Source organism: Microbacterium awajiense (genome assembly GCF_039536545.1).
GTDB lineage: Bacteria > Actinomycetota > Actinomycetes > Actinomycetales > Microbacteriaceae > Microbacterium > Microbacterium awajiense.
Genome location: NZ_BAAAYU010000005.1, coordinates 1,467,673 through 1,485,012 on the forward strand (window position 1 = coordinate 1,467,673; position 17,340 = coordinate 1,485,012).

At 68.8% G+C, this 17,340-nt stretch carries 17 protein-coding genes; 1 reads left to right on the plus strand and 16 read right to left on the minus strand.

The genetic code is table 11. The annotated features are described in order from the left end of the window. A complete protein-coding gene (locus tag ABD663_RS13440; protein ID WP_344739382.1) occupies nucleotides 1–444 on the minus strand; it encodes a MarR family winged helix-turn-helix transcriptional regulator in 444 nt (147 codons plus the stop codon). A gap of 532 nt (nucleotides 445–976) precedes the next feature. Between ABD663_RS13440 and ABD663_RS13445 the strand changes: the two genes are divergently transcribed. Continuing rightward, nucleotides 977–5,344, plus strand: a complete 4,368-nt coding sequence (locus ABD663_RS13445; RefSeq protein WP_344739383.1) for a DUF1349 domain-containing protein — start codon at nucleotides 977–979, stop codon at nucleotides 5,342–5,344. A gap of 80 nt (nucleotides 5,345–5,424) precedes the next feature. On the opposite strand, the gene ABD663_RS13450 is transcribed toward ABD663_RS13445, so the two are convergent. The 15 genes from ABD663_RS13450 to ABD663_RS13520 all read right to left on the minus strand — a co-directional run bounded on the left by ABD663_RS13450 (nucleotide 5,425) and on the right by ABD663_RS13520 (nucleotide 17,291). Beyond that, a complete protein-coding gene (locus ABD663_RS13450; RefSeq protein WP_344739384.1) occupies nucleotides 5,425–5,817 on the minus strand; it encodes a VOC family protein in 393 nt (130 codons plus the stop codon). Further along, nucleotides 5,814–6,098 (minus strand): ArsR/SmtB family transcription factor, encoded by a 285-nt coding sequence (locus ABD663_RS13455; RefSeq protein ID WP_344739385.1) that lies wholly within the window; start codon nucleotides 6,096–6,098, stop codon nucleotides 5,814–5,816. Before ABD663_RS13455 ends, ABD663_RS13450 begins: the two co-directional genes overlap by 4 nt. Nucleotides 6,099–6,162: 64 nt before the next feature. Continuing rightward, entirely contained in the window at nucleotides 6,163–6,609 is a 447-nt protein-coding gene (locus tag ABD663_RS13460; RefSeq protein WP_344739386.1) for a pyridoxamine 5'-phosphate oxidase family protein, read from the minus strand. 35 nt (nucleotides 6,610–6,644) lie between these two features. After that, entirely contained in the window at nucleotides 6,645–7,175 is a 531-nt protein-coding gene (locus ABD663_RS13465; protein ID WP_344739387.1) for a pyridoxamine 5'-phosphate oxidase family protein, read from the minus strand. Nucleotides 7,176–7,267: 92 nt separating this feature from the next. Next, nucleotides 7,268–7,771: a flavodoxin family protein gene (locus ABD663_RS13470; RefSeq protein WP_344739388.1), complete on the minus strand. Its 504-nt coding sequence runs from the start codon at nucleotides 7,769–7,771 to the stop codon at nucleotides 7,268–7,270. A gap of 89 nt (nucleotides 7,772–7,860) precedes the next feature. Then, nucleotides 7,861–8,508, minus strand: coding sequence for a response regulator (locus tag ABD663_RS13475; RefSeq protein WP_344739389.1), 648 nt, complete (start codon nucleotides 8,506–8,508; stop codon nucleotides 7,861–7,863). Next, complete coding sequence (locus ABD663_RS13480) at nucleotides 8,505–10,118, minus strand: sensor histidine kinase (RefSeq protein ID WP_344739390.1); 1,614 nt, start codon at nucleotides 10,116–10,118, stop codon at nucleotides 8,505–8,507. The genes ABD663_RS13475 and ABD663_RS13480 overlap by 4 nt, the downstream gene beginning before the upstream one ends. Before the next feature lie 31 nt (nucleotides 10,119–10,149). Next, a complete protein-coding gene (locus ABD663_RS13485; protein WP_344739391.1) occupies nucleotides 10,150–10,983 on the minus strand; it encodes a universal stress protein in 834 nt (277 codons plus the stop codon). 91 nt (nucleotides 10,984–11,074) lie between these two features. Continuing rightward, entirely contained in the window at nucleotides 11,075–13,450 is a 2,376-nt protein-coding gene (locus ABD663_RS13490) for a phosphoketolase family protein (RefSeq protein WP_344739392.1), read from the minus strand. A 70-nt stretch (nucleotides 13,451–13,520) separates the two neighbouring features. Continuing rightward, nucleotides 13,521–13,850 (minus strand): hypothetical protein, encoded by a 330-nt coding sequence (locus ABD663_RS13495; protein WP_344739393.1) that lies wholly within the window; start codon nucleotides 13,848–13,850, stop codon nucleotides 13,521–13,523. 108 nt (nucleotides 13,851–13,958) lie between these two features. Continuing rightward, entirely contained in the window at nucleotides 13,959–14,795 is an 837-nt protein-coding gene (locus tag ABD663_RS13500; protein ID WP_344739394.1) for a class II glutamine amidotransferase, read from the minus strand. Nucleotides 14,796–14,827: 32 nt separating this feature from the next. After that, nucleotides 14,828–15,199 (minus strand): hypothetical protein, encoded by a 372-nt coding sequence (locus tag ABD663_RS13505; RefSeq protein ID WP_344739395.1) that lies wholly within the window; start codon nucleotides 15,197–15,199, stop codon nucleotides 14,828–14,830. Continuing rightward, nucleotides 15,196–16,101, minus strand: a complete 906-nt coding sequence (locus tag ABD663_RS13510; protein ID WP_344739396.1) for an NAD(P)-dependent alcohol dehydrogenase — start codon at nucleotides 16,099–16,101, stop codon at nucleotides 15,196–15,198. Before ABD663_RS13510 ends, ABD663_RS13505 begins: the two co-directional genes overlap by 4 nt. Further along, entirely contained in the window at nucleotides 16,098–16,859 is a 762-nt protein-coding gene (locus tag ABD663_RS13515) for a DUF4386 domain-containing protein (RefSeq protein WP_344739397.1), read from the minus strand. Before ABD663_RS13515 ends, ABD663_RS13510 begins: the two co-directional genes overlap by 4 nt. Nucleotides 16,860–16,874: 15 nt before the next feature. Continuing rightward, the gene (locus ABD663_RS13520) at nucleotides 16,875–17,291 is read right to left on the minus strand and encodes a hypothetical protein (protein WP_344739398.1); all 417 of its coding nucleotides are present in this window, start codon (nucleotides 17,289–17,291) and stop codon (nucleotides 16,875–16,877) included. Between the last annotated feature and the right edge of the window lie 49 nt (nucleotides 17,292–17,340).

Sequence of the window (17,340 nt, forward strand, 5' to 3'; positions counted from 1 at the left end):
TCACTGATCGCGGGCTGAATCCCGCGGCCCGGCGAACGGTGCGAGCGCGTCGCGGAGCGCCTCGAGGTCGGCGACGGTCATCCCGGTGAGTGCCATGATCTGCTCGGGCACGCGTTCCGCCCGCGCTCGCAGTTCCCTGCCCGCGTCGGTGAGCGTGATGTCGAGCACGCGCTCGTCCTCGGGTCGTCGCATCCGATCCACCAGGCCCTGGGTCTCGAGTCGCTTCACCAGCGGCGAGAGCGTCGCCGGCTCCATCGCGAGCGCCGTCGCAAGATGGGACAGTGATCGCGGTGCCCGCTCCCATAGGGCGAGCATCACGAGGTACTGCGGGTGGGTCAGACCGAGTGGGGCGAGCACCGGGCGGTAGATGCCGACGACGTTGCGCGCCGCGGTGACAAGCGAGAAGCAGACCTGGTTGTCGAGCTTGAGCAGATCGTCGGCCATGGCGGGATGCTATCGCGAAATACTTAGTACACTGATGATTGTGACACGAAGCGATTCGCCCCCTCCCTCGAAAGCCAGCCTGCGGCGGCGTGTGCGCGAGGCCGGAGGGCTGTACGCCTTCGTCAACGGATGGCTCGTGCGCGTCGCGGGGCCGGCGTCCGTGGGGCCGTACGATACGGAACCCGAGCCGACGCGCACCGAGCGGCCGTGCCCACTGTGTCGTCAGCCGATGAGTGCGCACTCATTCGACCGCTCGGGGCCGAAGCCGCTGATGACCTGTCCGCGCTGACCGCTTCTCAGGATCGACGACGGCCCCTGCCGTCGCCTTTTTGACCGGCCGGGACCGCGTGTCCGCGCACGAACCGGGTGCGCTGGTCGGTGTGCCCGGCTCGACGTCGGCAACGGCCGCGGCGCAGCATCCGCGAGAAGCAGAAAGTGCTTGCGAATGGCTCAGATGACTGACATCGTATGTTTCAGGTGAGTCGAGGGTGTCCACCGTGGTCGCCCCACCGAGAAGAAGAAGAGGGCATCGATGCTCCCCAAACGACACGGACGTCGCGGGATCTCCACAGCACTCGTCGCGAGCGCGGCCATCGGATCGATGATCGCGACCGCGACGGTCGGCGCCACAGCCGCCGCAGCAGCAGAATCCGAACAACGCATCCACGTGGCCGTCGACGGCAGTGACAGTGGGGCGGGAACGGCCGCCGACCCGGCGTCCCTCATCCGTGCGCAGGAGCTGGTGCGCGCGCTCAACTCGGATATGTCCGCCGACATCGAGGTCGTCCTCGCGAACGGCACCTATCGGCTCACCGAGCCTCTGATGTTCGACGCATCGGATTCGGGCAGCAACGGCTACTCGGTGCGATGGACGGCGGCCGATGGCGCGACCCCCGTGATCTCCGGCGCCGTTCCGGTGTCGAATTGGACACTCGCCGACGCCGAGACCGGCATCTACGCCGCGTCGGTGCCCGCCGATGCTCAGACGCGCAACCTCTACGTCGACGGCGAGAGCGCCGTGCGCGCCCAGACCCGGTTCTCACGGCCTGCGCAGAGCGCGTTCACGGCCGACGGTCTGACCATGACCAGTCAGATGGCGTTTCTGCGTGCGCTGTCTGCCGCCGAACTCGCGGAGGTCGAGCTGCGCGGGATCAACTCCTTCACCGACCGGTACAGCGGCGTCGACGGGCTGAGCCCGGACGGCACGGTGCTCGAGATGGCGAATCCGGCATGGCACAACAACACGTGGGGCTGGGACCATCTGGCCAGCCCGTTCCATGAGAGCGGCTTCTACGCCGAGAACGCGCTGGCGTTCCTGGATGCCGAGAACGAATGGTTCCTCGACACGGCCGCCGACACCCTGTACTACAAGCCTGTCGCGGGCGCCGACATCGACTCCCTCGAGGTCGAACTGCCCCGGCTCGAGACGCTCGTGTCGATCAGCGGCACGACTGACGACCAGGTCCACCACCTCAGCTTCGACGGGCTCGCCTTCACAGGAGCCACGTGGAACGAGCCGACGGAGACCGGCGGATACGCCGACCAGCAGACCGGTGGCTATCTCTCGGTCGGCGACGACTACCCCGAGGGCGGATACCCCACGTTCGAGTCGTCGCGTCCCCACTGGCGACAGGTTCCCTCGGCCGTGCAGATCTCAGCCGCAACGGACGTCACCATCACCGAGTCCGCGTTCTACGGACTCGGCGGAAGCGGCTTGGGAATCGGCAACGACGCGACGGCGCACCTCTCGGGCGTCGGACTGGGTACCCAGCGCATCACGGTGCACGGCTCGACGTTCACCGAGATCGGCTCGAACGCCATCACGATCGGAGGAATCGAGCAGCAGGCGCACCATCCCGGCACCCTCGCCGATGGCACTCGAGACCCTGCGGTCAGCGATGCGACCGTCGCGCGCATGACGGTGTCGGACATCACGATCACCGAGAACCGCATCTGGGATGCCGCCGACACCTACACCAGCGGAGTCGGCATCCTGATGACCTACACCGCAGACTCGGTCATCGCGCACAACGACGTCACCGACATGCCGTACGGTGCGATCAACACCGGCTACGGGTGGGGCGCGAACGACGCAGGCGGGTCCTCTGACTACCTCAATCGCGGACTGTACGACCACCAGCCGATCTTCACGACTCCGACGACGGCACGTGACAACCTCATCACCGCGAACTACACCGCGCGCTTCGGGCTGCGGCACACCGACCTCGGCGGGTTCTACAACCTGTCCGCGAACCCTGGATCGGTGTGGTCGGAGAACTACATCGTCGAGCCCCGCAACCGGGCGTTCTACCCTGACGAGGGCTCGCGAGACCTCACCTTCAACGACAACGTCGCGGTCAACGGCGACTGGTTCGGTGCGAACTTCCGTGCCCCGAACACCGGCAACTTGTCCGGCGCGGGAAACTGGATCTCTGAAGGAAACACGATCGTCCGCGCGAACCGGAACACCCTGGTCGAGGCGACCAACTTCGCGCCTGCGGATGTGGTGAACTGCGAGATCACCGACATCCGGTTCCATGCCGGCGTCCCGGTGGAGCGCCGGACGGGGACCGATCCCGACCGTCCCGGCAGCGCGTGCCTGGACACCTCGGTCGAGACCGTCGCGGGCGAGAGCATCGTGTCGGCGGGCTTCGCAGACCTCGCGGCGGACCACACCGGATTCGCTATCGGCGCCGATGTTCCCGACGGCTGGTCCGTCACCGCGCTGGATCCCGATCCGGCCACCTCGGTGACGACCGGGACGACCGCTTCGCAGCGGTGGTCGATCGCCGCGCCGAGCGAGCTGACAGACGCGATCATGACCGCACCCGTCACGATCACCGCGACCTCCGACACGGTGTCGGCGGTGGGTACCGAAGAGGTCTCCGTCGGCGGTGCTGTGCAAGCGCCCTTCAAGGACACCGGCAACGGTGCGTACCTGGCGGGCCAGTACGGCGACGAGTTCGCACTGTGGCAGGCGGGCGCCGACATCTGGGGCGTGAACCAGAACGACGACGACTACGCAGCCATCTACGTCGAGGATGCCGTGGGCGATGGTGACTCGATCACCGTGAAGGTCACGGACCAGGAGCACATCAACGATTGGACCAAGAGCGGCCTCGTCCTGCGCAACGACATCGCGACTCCGTTCTCACCCGGCGGCTACCTCGTGCTCGTCGTCACTCCGGCCAAGGGCGTCATCCTCAGCTCCGACACCGACAACAACGGCACGCTGGATCACAATGTCATCGCTGCGGGCGTGAAAGCCCCGGTGTCGCTCCAGCTGAGTCGGGACGGCGATGTCGTGACCGCGAAGTACTCCAAGGATGACGGTGCCACCTGGACGACCGTGGGCACCCGTACGACCGTGGGGGCCGATGCGGTGCAGGACGCGGGCATCGTGCATGTTTCCCATGACGTCATCACCTATGGTCGGGCCGACTTCACGGATCTGTCGGTGTCGAGCCTGGGAGACCCGGGCGACCTCGTCTCTGTGGACGTGAGCACTGCGCACACCTTCGTCTCGATGGGTGACACCGTGGCGTTCACCGTGACCGGCGAGGATGCGGACGGCAGGGTCGTCCCGCTGGACGCCGGCGACATCATCCTCACGAGTGACAACCCGGCCGACGTCGTCGAGGGCACCCGCGTCACCTTCCCGGCGGAGGGCGAGCGAACGATCACCGCGACCGTGGGGACGGTCTCGGCGTCCGTTCAGGTCGAGGTGGGCCCTGAAGCGATCGACCCCGGGCCGCTGCTCACGTACAGCAACGTCGATGCGTCGTTCTCGCAGGGTGACGGATCGTACGAGGTGACCGCGGCGGGTACCGACATGTTCCAGGGCTTCGGAATCGTCCAGGATCAGTTCGGCGCTCTCTACGCACCCGATGCCGCCGGTGCCCAGTCGGTCGTGTCGGTCCGGGTGGCCGAGTACGACTCGATCCGCCGCAACAGCAAGGCCGCACTGGTGTTGCGCAACGACATCACCGCACCCGGGTCCGCTGCCGGGTATGTGTCGATCGCTGCACAGCAGGAGAGCGGCGTGACACTGTTCGCGGACTCGAACGGAGACGGGTATCTCGATCACTACCAGGGCTTCGGCAACGCGAAGATCGAACCCGTCCACCTCCGCCTCGCGCGTGACGGCGATGTCGTCACCGGGTACGTATCGGAGGACGGCGTGACCTGGCAGCCCGTCGGCGATCCGGTGACGCTGGTGAATGCCGACGAGTCGCTCGACGTCGGGTTGGCCTACGTCTCCGCACATGCGGCGACGGCGGGGACGGCGACGTTCGACACTCTTCGTGTGGCCAACGAGAGTGTGCCGGTGGTCGATGAGGAGCGGCCTGTCGTGGAGTTGCGCTCTCCGGCGTCGGCCGGCCCGTTCCCGGTGGTCGACATCGAGATGACGGCGACGGACGATGTCGGGCTGTCCCGCATCGTGGCGAACATCTATCAGGACGGGAAGCTCGTCAAGAGCACCCAGACGCGCGTCGAGGGTGGCGCCAAGTCCGGCACCCACTCGGCGACGGTGTCGCTGCCTGACGGGGAGTACTCGATGAAGTACAACGCTGAGGATCTGGCCGGCAACATCGCCCGCACGCGCACGGTGACCTTCACCGTGGACGCCACGGCGCCGGTGGCGTCGGTCAAGTCCGGCGAGGGGTTCACCGTCGTCAGCGGGACCGGGTATGAGAAGGTCAGCTTCAAGCTGTTCGACGCGGGAAAGATCGACAAGGTCGTGATCAACGGCGTCGTGAAGGACCTGACGGACAACACGTGGTCTGATGTGAACTTCGTCAGGCCCGGGGTGTTCGGCGCTGTTGCGGGTGAGAACGTGCTCGTGGTCTACGACGTGGCCGGAAACTCGTCCACCAGGTCGTTCACGCTGGTCGGCTAGCGCGAGTGTCACTGCACCCCCGGCGTCTTCGGATCCGGGGGTGCAGTGACGCGTCGACGCCAGTCGCCGTCGGCGACGGATCAGGCCGGGCTCACGAGCTGGACGAGGTTGCCGCAGGTGTCGTCGAGCACCGCCATGCGCATCGGGCCGGCCGGGCCGGGCGGCTGCACGAAGACCACGCCCTCGCCGGTCAACTCGCGGTACGCCTCATCCACGTCTTCGACCGCGAAGGACGCCGCGGGGATGCCCTGCTCGGCGAGAGCCCGCGAGTACTCCTTCGCGGCCGGATTCTCGTCGGGCTCGAGCAGCAGCTCGACGCCGTCGGGCTGGTCGGCGGCGACGACGGTGAGCCATCGGTACTCGCCGACGGGAACATCGTGCTTCGCGACGAACCCGAGCGTCTGCGTGTAGAAGTCCAACGCCTTCTGCTGGTCGTCCACGAACACGCTCATCACATGCAGTCGTGCCTTCATGACTGGGTTTCCTTCCGATCGACGGGCCACCGCTCCGTGATCTCGCGCAGCGGTTCGGTGTCGGCCCGATGCACCTTCGTGCGGCCGACCTTCGTGGCATGGACGAGGCCGCTCTCCTCGAGCACCGAGAGGTGCTGCGAGATCGCCTGCCGAGACGACTCGGTGCCCGCCTCGGTGAGCACGCTGCAGATCTCGAACAGCGTCACGCCGTCACGCTGGACCAGCAGGTCCAGGATCCTTCTGCGGGTCGGGTCGGCCAGCGCGCGGTACACATCAGCCACGATCACACGATAGGCAAGTGAACACTTGCATGTCAAATGCGCGTTCGTCGTGCCTCTCCGCAGGCTAGCGACCCCCGAAGGTCGCGACGTAGCGCTCGGGCTCGACGCCCCGGTCGAAGCGGCGCCCCGAGATCGACGTGGGCACGATCCTGACCCAGCGGTACTTCAGCGTCGGGATCCACGGCCGAAGCGGAAGCTCATCGGCCTGATCGATCTCGCGCTGCAGCCGCAGCTGCGCCGCGGTGCCCTTGACGATCACGCTCGCAGCAGATGTCCCGTCGAACTCATCGACCTCGAACGCGACGTGCGGGTTCGCCGTCAGATCGTCGAGCTTCGACCCGGGAGCGGTGCGGAACAGAAGGCGCGGACCGTCGGCGACGTAGTTCACGGGGAAGATCTCCGGCATCCCGTCGACCGACAGGGCGAGTCTTCCCAACTCGCCGCGCGCCAGCAGCGCCCAGCAGGCTTCTTCGTCGAGTGTCGACACGAGGTCGACGTTCGCGGTGGCCATCGTCTCGTCCTTTCTGCGCGCATCGGTGCGCGAGATCACGGGTGGATCGGTGCGAAGTGCGGGATGGGCCACGGCTTGTCGTCGTGGCGGTCGCCCGTGGCATTCGAGCGGTCGCGCCGGGGGAAGCGGCGCCCGGTGATCGCCACGGGGCTCAGTCGCACGTAGTTGTGTTTCGCCGTCGGCGACGAGCTGTCGAGGTCGAGGATGCCCGACGCCTCGATGTCGGCGTCGGTGTCGAGCCGATGTGCGTCGGCCTGGATGACGACACTCCAGTACGCGCGTGCGTCCGATCCGTCCACCTCGAATGCGACAGCCGGATGCTGCGCCATGAGCCGCAGCTTCGTGCCGGGCGCGGATCGCAGATAGACCGCGCCATCGTGCACGCGGAAGTCGATCGGGAACACCTCGGGTCGGCCCCCATCGGTTGCGATCGCCAGGCGTCCCACCTCACTGGCCGTCACATAGCGCCAACACTCCGAGGGTGCGAGCTCTTCCACGCCCGAGGCCGCAGGGGCGGGCGATGCGGGATCGATGCGCGTGAGATACGGATTCGCCGCGGTGACCATGGTCTCCCTCCTCCTTCATCGAGGGTCTGGCACCAGACTGCGCCGATCGCAGCGGTCGGGGTAGGGCCATTGGTCCCGCGCGCCGGCCCAGGTCAGGCGGAGCCCGGGGCGAGCCCTTCGCCCCAGGCTCGCGCCCTCACCAGTTCGCCGTCCACCAGCGGCCCCTCGTACCCCGATACGAGGAAGCTCTCGCGGGCCACGGAGCGGAAGCCCCGCGCTCGCGCGGCCTTGACGAGACTCTTCGACGCAGCGCCCGGAAGGAGCGGTACGTCGGCGCGGGTGTCGAAGGCGGCGAAGTCGTGCGGATGCGGCTGATCGGGGAGCCCTGTGATCCACTCCCGAATGCCGAAGGATGCGTCCTTGTCGTCGGCGCCGCGCGCGACCGCGTCATTGCGGGTGGTCGTGCGCGACATCGAGAAGGCGTGGGTCGGACCGCCGACGACGAGAAGGTCGACGTCGGTCGGGACGGTGCGCGGTGCGTCCGCGACGTCGGTTGCCGTGACACCGGCGCCTGTGGTCCTGAGGCCGTCGGCGATCGCCTCGGCGACCTGACGGGTGTTGCCGAACATGCTCTCGTAGATGACCAGTGCGTTCATGATGCTCCTCCCGCCGAGGCATGCGCGCCCCGATGCACACAGGTTCCCGCGCCGCCGAGACGGCGGACAGGGCCGAACGTCCCGTCGGATCAGCGGCCTCGATCGTGGTCGCGGTGTTCGGCGCCGTAGACGGCAGCCTGGGTGCGACGCTCCATCCCCAACTTGGCCAGGAGGGCGCTGACGTAGTTCTTCACCGTCTTCTCGGCCAGCCCGAGGTGGTCCCCGATCTGCCGGTTGGTCAGTCCGTCGGCGATGAGGTCGAGCACCTGGCGCTCACGATAGGTCAGGTCCGCCGTCGACACATCGCCCGGCTGCGAGCGCGGGGCCGATGCGCTCGCGGCGCGCTGCAGCGAGGCCGACGACTGCACACTCCGGCCGTTGGCGACCGCCCGGATCGCATCGACGAGGGCACCGCTTCGCACGTCCTTGAGCACGTATCCGCTCGCGCCGGCCAGGGCGGCCGCTCGCAGCGCTTCGTCGTCGTCGTACGCGGTCAGGATGAGGCAACGGATGCCGCTGTGCCGGGAGAGCACCTCGCGGCACAGCGCGATGCCGCTGCCGTCGGGCAGCCGGACGTCGAGCACCGCCACGTCGGGTTGCGTCGCCTCGATGCGCCGCAGCGCGTCGGCGACCGTCCCCGCCTCGCCCACGACCTCCAGGTCGCCGGCGGTGTGCAGCAGCTGGGCGATGCCGCGGCGCACCACCTCGTGATCGTCGACCAGGAAGACGGTGGTCATGACTCGTCCTCGTCGACCGGAACCCGCCACGTCGCGGTGGTCCCTCCGGTGGCGGCGGTGACCCACTCGAATGTGCCGCCGCGCAGCGCCGCCCGCTCGCCGAGGTTGGCGAGACCGCGTGACACCGCGTCGGCGGGCATTCCCATGCCGTCGTCGGTCACCGTCAGCGCGACATCCTCGCCCACCCGCAGGACGATATCGACCGTCGTCGCGTCCGCGTGACGGACGACGTTCGACAAGCACTCCCGCAGCACCGCCGCGAGATCCTCGGCGAGGTCGGGACCCACCAGAGTGTCGATCGCACCCGAGAAGCGGATGCGCGGCGCGGATGGCAGGCGGTGGGCGGCCTCGGCGGCGATCTCGAGCAGCCTCTCCCGGGTGCCGCCGCTGTGAGCGCCGTCGCCGGTGCCGAGCGCGAAGATCACGGTGCGGATCTCTTTGATCGCCTCGTCGAGTGCATCGATCTGCTCGGTCACCGCCGCGGCCGTGCCGTCATCGGCCGATGACGCGACCGCCTGCAGCGCGAGCCCGGCTCCGAACAGGCGCTGGATGACGTGGTCGTGGAGGTCACGCGCGATGCGAGCGCGGTCGCGGGCGAGTTCGAGCCGACGACGGTCGTCGCGCCCGCGCACCACCTCGATCGCGACACCGGCCTGACCGGCGAACACGAACCCCATCTCGAGCTCATCGTCGGTGAATGCTCGTCCGCCGTCCCGGCGGGCGAGCGTGAGCACCCCGAGAGCCTCGCGGCCCGACAGCAGCGGGAGTGAGACGGTCGGCCCGAGCGACGACCGCTCGCTCAGTTCGGGCACGTGAGGGGCGCTCGCGGCGCGCCCCGACCTCAGCGCGCGTTCGGCCAAGGTCCCCTCGAGCGGGATCGTGCGGCCGCGCAGACTCGGGGCATCCGTTCCGGTCGCTGCGACCACGGTGAGCGCCGTCGCTGACGCGTCCAGCGTTCCGAGGATGACGAGGTCGGCCCCGACCATGGGTGCCAGCCGCTCGGTGATGACGTCGAACGCGTCTGCGCTGTCGGCGACGAGCAGAGCGCCCATGACGTCGGCGAGCGCCGCGTTCCAGGCTTCGCGCGTGCGGGCTCGCTCGAACAGGCGCGCGTTGGCGATCGCGATCCCGGCGATCGCGGCGAGCGAGACGATGAGGGCCTCGTCCTCGTGCGTGAAGGCCCCGTCGATGCGCTCTGCCAAGTACAGGTCGCCGTACACCTCTCCGCGCACGCGCACCGGCACGCCGAGGAACGAGTCCATCGGCGGGTGGTGGGCGGGGAAGCCGACCGATCGCGGGTCGGAGCCGAGGTGCTCGAGCCGCACCGGTGCGTCGGCCGCGATCACGGCGCCGAGGATGCCGGAGCCGCGCGGTGGGGCGCCGATCTGCGCCGCGATGTCGCGGGGGATGCCGCGGTGCAGGAAGCGGTCGAGCATCCCGTCGTCACCGAGCACGCCCAGCGCACCGTACCGCGCGCCGACGAGCTCCATCGCGGACTCGACGATCCGGCCGAGGACGTCTTCGAGCTCGAGGCGTTCGACCACGCTGCCGGCCGCCTCGAGGAGGCCGTCGAGATGCCGCCGGGTCGAGTCGGAGTCCGTCGCGCGCACGTCGGCCTCCTTCAGTCGGGTACGCGGGAGTCTACTGAGCAGTGACGGGCGGCACGACGCAGACCGGGATGTCGACCTCGCCGATCACGTCTCGCGCGACCGACCCGATGAGCCCCGCTTCCAGCACGCCACGTCGATGAGTGCCGATCACGACCATGCTCGACCGGGGCCCTTCGGCGCACAGCGCACCGCCGGGTGGTGCGGCGATCAGTCGCTCTTCGATGTCGAGCGTGGGGCGCGCCTGCCTGACGCGGCGCACCGCGTCTCTGAGGATCTGCCGATGGCCCTCCTTGACCTGCAGCGGGGACGCGAGCAATGCCACGGCCCCCTCCATGGTGGGAGTCGGCATCGACCAGGCATGCACGATGCGCAGCCGTCCGCCGCCGGCCTCGGCCTCGCGCGCGGCGAACATCAGCGCGGCATCCGACGAGGCGTCGTCGTCGACGCCGACCGTGACCGGCTCGTCACTGGCGCTCCAGTCATCTGGCACCAGGCACACCGGGGTGTCGGCCCGCGCGATCACGCGTGAGGGCATCCATCCGCCGAGGGCGGTGCGGATCGGTCGCCCGCGGTGCACCCCGATCGCCAGCAGATCGGCATGGTCGGCCTCCATCACCAGGGCCTTCGGCATCGTTCCCCCCACGCGATGGGACTCGACGTGCGAGCCGGGCGATCGATCCCGCACCCGCCGCTCGGCCTCGTGGAGGGCGAGCCGGTTCTTGGAGTGGTCCCCGGCCGGGGCGAGGGCCGACGTCACCATCGCGAGCACGACGGTGCACGTCCGATCCGCGCACCGGTCCGCCACCCACTCGAGCGCGCTCCGTGCGGCCGCGCTCTCGTCATACCCGACGACGATGTTCTGCATGTCCGCTCCCTCCGTCCGCCGGCCGGGACACCGTCCGACATCCGCAGGCTACGACCGGCCGCTGCCGACGATCAGGGTCGAAGGTCCCGGCTCAGCCGTGCCAGCGCCACCCCTCGATGTCGGGCTCATCCTCACCGTGCTCTCGCGTGTACGCGCGCGCGGCGGTGCGGCGGTCGTGCAGTTCCTGGCGCAGGATCGCATGCCGTTCTGCGGCGCCGGGCACCCGGTCGAGTACATCGATGGCGAGTTGGAAGCGGTCGAGGTCGTTGAGCATCACCATGTCGAACGGCGTGGTCGTCGTTCCCTTCTCTTTGTAGCCGCGCACGTGCAGGTTGCCGTGTCCGGTGCGCTTGTACGTCAAGCGATGGATCAGCCACGGATAGCCGTGGAAGGCGAAGATGATCGGCCTGTCGGCGGTGAACAGCCCATCGAAGTCGGCATCCGACAGGCCGTGCGGGTGGGCGTCCTCGGACTGCAGCCGCATCAGGTCCACGACGTTGACCACTCGCGTGGAGATGTCGGGGGCGCGTTCGCGCAGGATCGCCGCCGCGGCGAGCATCTCTTCGGTCGGAACGTCGCCCGCAGCCGCAAGGACGACGTCGGGGCGCTCGCCGTCGGTCTCGGTGCCCGCCCAGGCCAGCGTTCCCAGGCCCCGCGTGCAGTGGCGGACCGCATCGTCCATCGACAGCCACTGCGGACTGTCCTGCTTGCCCGCGACGACGACGTTGATATAGCCCGTGCTTCTCAGGCAGTGGTCGTAGGTGCTCAGCAGGGTGTTGGCGTCGAAGGGCAGGTAGACGCGCACGATGTCTGCGCTCTTGTTGACGACGACGTCGAGGAACCCCGGGTCCTGGTGGGTGAATCCGTTGTGATCCTGTCGCCACACATGGCTGGACAGCAGGTAGTTCAACGACGCGATCGGTTCCCGCCACGGCACCTGCGACGACGCCTCCAGCCATTTGGCGTGCTGGTTGAACATCGAGTCGACGATGTGGATGAAGGCCTCATAGCTGTTGAAGACGCCATGACGGCCCGTGAGCAGGTAGCCCTCGAGCCAGCCCTGGCACTGGTGCTCGCTGAGCACCTCCATGACCCGCCCGGCCCGAGCGAGGTGTTCATCGAGCGGGATGGTCTGGGCGTTCCACTGCTTGTCGGTCACCGCGTACACGGCCGGCGCGAGGCGGTTGGATGCCGTCTCGTCGGGCCCGAACAGCCGGAAGTCCCGGGGATTGCGGCGGATCACCTCCGCGAGGTACTCGCCGAGGACGGCGGTGGCCTGGGCGTCGGACGATCCGGGAGCGTCGACGTCGACGGCGAAGTCGCGGAAGTCGGGCAGGTCGAGATCGCGTCGCAGCAGGCCCCCGTTCGCATGCGGCGTCGCCGACATCCGTCGGTCGCCTCGCGGCGCCAGCGCCACGGTCTCGGGCAGGGGTGCCCCCTCGTCGTCGAAGAGCTCGTCGGGTCGGTACGAACGCAGCCAGTCCGCGAGCTGCTGCAGGTGCTCGTCGCTGTCGCGCGCCGACGGCAGCGGAACCTGGTGCGCGCGCCACGTGCCCTCCACGGGCAGCCCATCGACCTCGACGGGGCCGGTCCATCCCTTGGGGGACCTCAGCACGATCGCCGGCCACGCGGGGCGCTCGGACGAGCCGTTCTCGCGCGCAGCCGTCTGGATGTCCGCGATGCGATCGAGCGCCATCTCGAGCGCGGCGCCGAACCGGCGGTGCACCTCTTCGGCGGCATCCGTCGAATCGAACGAGACGAGGATCGGATCGTGCCCGTACCCGCGCATCAGGCTCTCGAGTTCGGCCTCGGGGATGCGCGCCAGCACCGTCGGGTTCGCGATCTTCCACCCGTTGAGGTGCAGGATCGGCAGTACTGCGCCATCGGTGGCCGGATTCAGGAACTTGTTCCCGTGCCAGCCGGTGGCCAGTGGTCCGGTCTCGGCCTCGCCGTCGCCGACGACGCAGAACACCGTGAGGTCGGGGTTGTCGAAGGCCGCTCCGTAGGCGTGGCTGAGCGAGTACCCGAGCTCGCCGCCCTCGTGGATCGATCCCGGCGTCTCCGGTGCGGCATGGCTCGGGATGCCTCCGGGCGTGGAGAACTGCCGGAACAGCCGCGTCATGCCCGCGGCATCGCGGGTCACGGACGGGTAGCGCTCTGTGTAGGTGCCGTCGAGCCAGGCGTTCGCGACCATGCCGGGACCGCCATGGCCGGGACCGGCGATGTACAGCGCCGAGAGGTCGCGTTCCCGGATCAGTCGATTGGCGTGCGCGTAGATCAGATTGAGCCCGGGGACGGTGCCGAAATGCCCCAGCAGTCGAGGCTTGACGTCCTCTGCGACGAGCTCGCGACGCAGCAGGGGGTTCTCGCGCAGATAGATCTGACCGACGCTCAGGTAGTTGGCGGCGCGCCACCACGCGTCGAGCAGGGGGATCTGTTCGTCTCGCATACCGGCATCCCACACCATCGGAGTCTCGCGTCGCTACCCCGGGCAGCGGTCACCGTCGCCGGGTCTCAGGAGTTCCCTCACCGGTCGATCAGAGGTCGTCCGCCCACTCGAGCCCGGGGGGTGGTTCGTCATCGGTCATCGCCGACGGACGCAGCCGCCGGACGCGTGACTCGAGGTCCGTCACGACGTCGTCGTCGATGAGCTCGGGGGTGTCGCTCTCGGAGGCGACGGCGACGATCTGGCTGGCGGGGCCGACGAGCAGCGAGGCGACCCCTCGTGCTCCGCTCGGCAGGATCACCGGTATGTCGACGCTCGCTGCAGCCCTGACATCTGCGAGCGCCTGACTCAGGCTCATGAGCGAATCGGCGATGGCATCACCGGTGAGCAGCTCACTGCCGGCGTAAACGATCCTCTTCATCACGCGCCTCCCGATTCCCATCAGAGCGCGAACGGGGGCAGATGGGGAGGGGGTTGACGCATACTGCGCCGACCACTACCGACCGTCTCAGCCCGGAAAGCGCCCGAGTCAGCGCACTGCGAACGACTCGTGGCGGTACCCGTCGGGGTCGAGGATGGCCACCGTCGACTCGGGCACCTCCACGAACGTGCCCGGCAGGCTGTTGAGCGGCTCCGAAACGACGACGTGGGCGTCGTCGCCGAAGAGACTGAGACGTTCGGCGTCGGGGTACATCCGCCGCAGGGTCGGCACGTCGACCGAGTGGAAGAGCGACCGTGTGCGGCCCTGCGTCGAGTAGCGGAAAGCCCACAGCGTCACCCCGTCTGACACCGCGAAGGTGCCCTGCACGGGGAACTTCACACCGTGGTCGGCGCCGACGGACTCGACGCGCTGGATGGCCTTCGCCAGAGCCGCCACCGGGTCATCGCGCAGTCCGAAGGTCAGCGCGAGGTGGAACAGCACCTCACTGTCGGTCGTCCCCTGCACGTGCGGGTACAGGTCCGGGTCGATCGCGAACGTGAGATCCCGCTTGACCAGAGGGAAGTCGGCGAGATAGCCGTTGTGCATGAACAGCCAGTTCTCGTACCGGAACGGGTGGCAGTTCGTCTGCTGGATCGGTGGTGCGGCGGCGGCGCGCACATGGCTCAGGAACACCGGACTGCGCACCGCACGGGTGATCTCGCGCAGGTTCTGGTCGTTCCACGCCGGCTCGATGGAGTGGAACGTCGCCGGAAGGCCGCCCTGGGCGGCATCCGCCGGATACCACCCGAACCCGAACCCGTCGCCGTTGACCGTCTCTGCGCCCAGCGGGGAATTCAGAGACTGCTTCACCAGCGAATGCTCGGCATCGAGGATCAAGATCGCGGGTTGCAGCGGTTCTCCGCGATAGGCGAGCCAGCGGCACATGGGCGCATTCCTTCTGTTGTCGGACGGAGGGTTCAGCTCAGCGCGATGAGCAGCGACAGGGCCGCCAGCACGATCGACACGGGCACCATCATGTACCGCTCGGGCTTGCTGCGCGAGATCGCGTTCATGACGATCCCGAGCGTGAAGTACGCGAAGATCACCCACATCGCGATCTGCGAGAACACGTCGCCGAACACGTCGATGGCACCGACCCGATCCCACGCGATCACCGCGATGAGCGCGTAGATCACGATCGACAGGGCGCTGCCGATGCGCAGGCGGGCCGGAAGCACACGGTGCTGTCCGCCCCACGCGAAGCGGCCGAGGGGGGCGCCGAAGACGAGCGCGGCCTGGAACACCGCGAGCAGCGCGAGGGCGACGGTGAGAGCGGATGCCAGGATCACAGCCCCCATCCTTCCTCGCCCCGCACCCGCACGAGCACATTTCCGCGCTTGCGGCCCGTCTCGACGTGCATGTGCGCCTGCGCGATGTCGTCGAGCCCGTACTCGCGGTCGATGACCGCTCGCAGCGCGCCCGACGCGAGCAGATCGCGCACGGCCATCAGCTCGTCGAGGGTCTCTTCTCGGCGGGTGCGTACCGTCACGTAGCGCCCGCCGGCGGCCAAGATGCCTCGCACCCGGCGCTCCCGCAGGGTGCCGACGGCGTCGAAGACGACGTCGAACCGACGTCCGATCGCGGTGGGATCCGTCGTCGTGTGGTCGATCACGTCGTCAGTGCCGAGGCCCCGTACCAGCGCGGCGTTGCGGGCCGAGGTGACCGCGGTCACCACGGCACCCCGAGCCCGGGCGATCTGCACGGCGAAGCTTCCGACGCTGCCGGACGCGCCGTTGATCAGAACGGTGGATCCGCTCGCGACTCCGGCCTCGTCCAGGAAGTGATGTGCGGTCATCGCCCCGACCGGCGTCGGTGCCGCTTCGTCGAACGTCACGTGGTCGGGGATCTCGGCGATGATCCCCTCGGCGTCGACGATCACGTACTCGGCGTGCGCACCGTGCTCGGTGCCCGACGTCGTGCCGAAGACACGGCATCCGGGGGCGAAGCCGACCGCGCTGTCGCCGACGGCGGCGACCGTGCCGGCGAATTCGTGGCCGAGCACGCGCTTGGGCTTCTCGCCGAAGGCACGCACGACCAGCGCGGGCATCTTGCGCAGCACCACGTCGCCGCGGGTCACCGAGGTCGCGTGCACGCGCACGAGCACCTCGCCCGATGCGGGCGTCGGCACGGTCAGGTCCGTCTGCTGGAGGGCGTCGACCGAGCCGGGCCGACGCGTGCGCACGGCCCTCATGGCTGCACCTGCTCGGCCTTGCGCATCCACGCCTCGGTGTCGACTCCCTTGATGAGCAGCCACAGGGCGAAGAGCAGCTCGCCGGGGATCGCGAGCACGATCACGACGATCTCGAGCGGGCCGGCGAGTTCCGGGAAGATCAGCACGCCGAAGCTCTGGGCGAAGTAGCCCAGTCCGGCGAGGCCCAGCAGGATCCCGACGATCTTCGGCAGGAAGCCCGACCGGAAGGCGAGCCAGCCGGTGAGTGTGAGCGACAGGGCGAAGAACAGGCCCCATACCAGCACGATCGATCCGTTCGCCTCCTGGAAGAACTGACCCAGGGCCTCGGCCTGCCCGGCCGAGAAGGCAGCGAGGAAGCCTGCTCCGCTGAGCGCGACGAGGGTCGCGATGCTGGTGAACACGTTGCCGGCGGCCATGACGACGCCCTCCGCCACGCGTGCCAGCGCCGCAGCGAGCGACCCCGCACGGCTGACGGGCCGGAACAGCACGTAGAGCACGGCGGCGACCGCGATCTCGATCAGGAAGATGGATGCCTCACCGGCCATGCCGAGGCGGAACAGCGTCTCGTCGGCGCGGATGCCCTCCGCGGTCGCCGCGGCGTCGCCCGGCACGAACAGCGAGCCCCGCACGGCCGTCGACAGCGGGTAGATGAGGAAGATCGCGAGGTACAGCACCCCGGCGATCCGGGCGAGACGGCGCAGTCGCCGTGGCGTCGAGGCGGCGCCCGCGAGGCGGGCGGTGGTGTCGGTGGCGGTCATGATCGCTCCTTGTCTTCAGGCCCGCTGGGTGCGGGCGTTCCTGCGTTCGTGGCTGATCCATGCGGCGGCACTGGTGATCTCGCCCGCCACGAGGGCGGTGATGAGCGCGTTCGCGACCCAGAAGGGTGCGGCATCCGTGAGGGTGAGGACGAACGCGATGACGGCGCCGGCGGCGAGGATCGCGTACCCCGCCCGTCGGCCGTCGGTGCTCGTGCGCTCGCCGCGGGTGGGTGGGGCGATCGCCGCCATCGTGATGTGGACGGCGGCGAGCAGCACCACCGTGCCGATCACGGCCCATACCGCCACGTCGGTGACGGTGGTCGCCGCGATGCCGACGGATGCCACGCGCTGAGCGACCGCCACGGCGTAGCCGCCGAAGATCACGGCGAGCACCCCCATGACGGCCCAGGCGCTCTTCTCGCGGAAGCTCATGGTGTGTCCTCTCAGTCGGTTTCGGTGAGGTGATGTCCCCACGCTAGGA

Excerpts from the sequence above, each read along its gene's own strand:
- ABD663_RS13440 (WP_344739382.1), bottom strand. The coding sequence starts at position 444 with ATGGCCGACGATCTGCTCAAGCTCGACAACCAGGTCTGCTTCTCGCTT.
- ABD663_RS13445 (WP_344739383.1), top strand. The coding sequence starts at position 977 with ATGCTCCCCAAACGACACGGACGTCGCGGGATCTCCACAGCACTCGTC.
- ABD663_RS13450 (WP_344739384.1), bottom strand. The coding sequence starts at position 5,817 with ATGAAGGCACGACTGCATGTGATGAGCGTGTTCGTGGACGACCAGCAG.
- ABD663_RS13460 (WP_344739386.1), bottom strand. The coding sequence starts at position 6,609 with ATGGCCACCGCGAACGTCGACCTCGTGTCGACACTCGACGAAGAAGCC.
- ABD663_RS13465 (WP_344739387.1), bottom strand. The coding sequence starts at position 7,175 with ATGGTCACCGCGGCGAATCCGTATCTCACGCGCATCGATCCCGCATCG.
- ABD663_RS13470 (WP_344739388.1), bottom strand. The coding sequence starts at position 7,771 with ATGAACGCACTGGTCATCTACGAGAGCATGTTCGGCAACACCCGTCAG.
- ABD663_RS13475 (WP_344739389.1), bottom strand. The coding sequence starts at position 8,508 with ATGACCACCGTCTTCCTGGTCGACGATCACGAGGTGGTGCGCCGCGGC.
- ABD663_RS13485 (WP_344739391.1), bottom strand. The coding sequence starts at position 10,983 with ATGCAGAACATCGTCGTCGGGTATGACGAGAGCGCGGCCGCACGGAGC.
- ABD663_RS13490 (WP_344739392.1), bottom strand. The coding sequence starts at position 13,450 with ATGGTGTGGGATGCCGGTATGCGAGACGAACAGATCCCCCTGCTCGAC.
- ABD663_RS13495 (WP_344739393.1), bottom strand. The coding sequence starts at position 13,850 with ATGAAGAGGATCGTTTACGCCGGCAGTGAGCTGCTCACCGGTGATGCC.
- ABD663_RS13500 (WP_344739394.1), bottom strand. The coding sequence starts at position 14,795 with ATGTGCCGCTGGCTCGCCTATCGCGGAGAACCGCTGCAACCCGCGATC.
- ABD663_RS13510 (WP_344739396.1), bottom strand. The coding sequence starts at position 16,101 with ATGAGGGCCGTGCGCACGCGTCGGCCCGGCTCGGTCGACGCCCTCCAG.
- ABD663_RS13515 (WP_344739397.1), bottom strand. The coding sequence starts at position 16,859 with ATGACCGCCACCGACACCACCGCCCGCCTCGCGGGCGCCGCCTCGACG.
- ABD663_RS13520 (WP_344739398.1), bottom strand. The coding sequence starts at position 17,291 with ATGAGCTTCCGCGAGAAGAGCGCCTGGGCCGTCATGGGGGTGCTCGCC.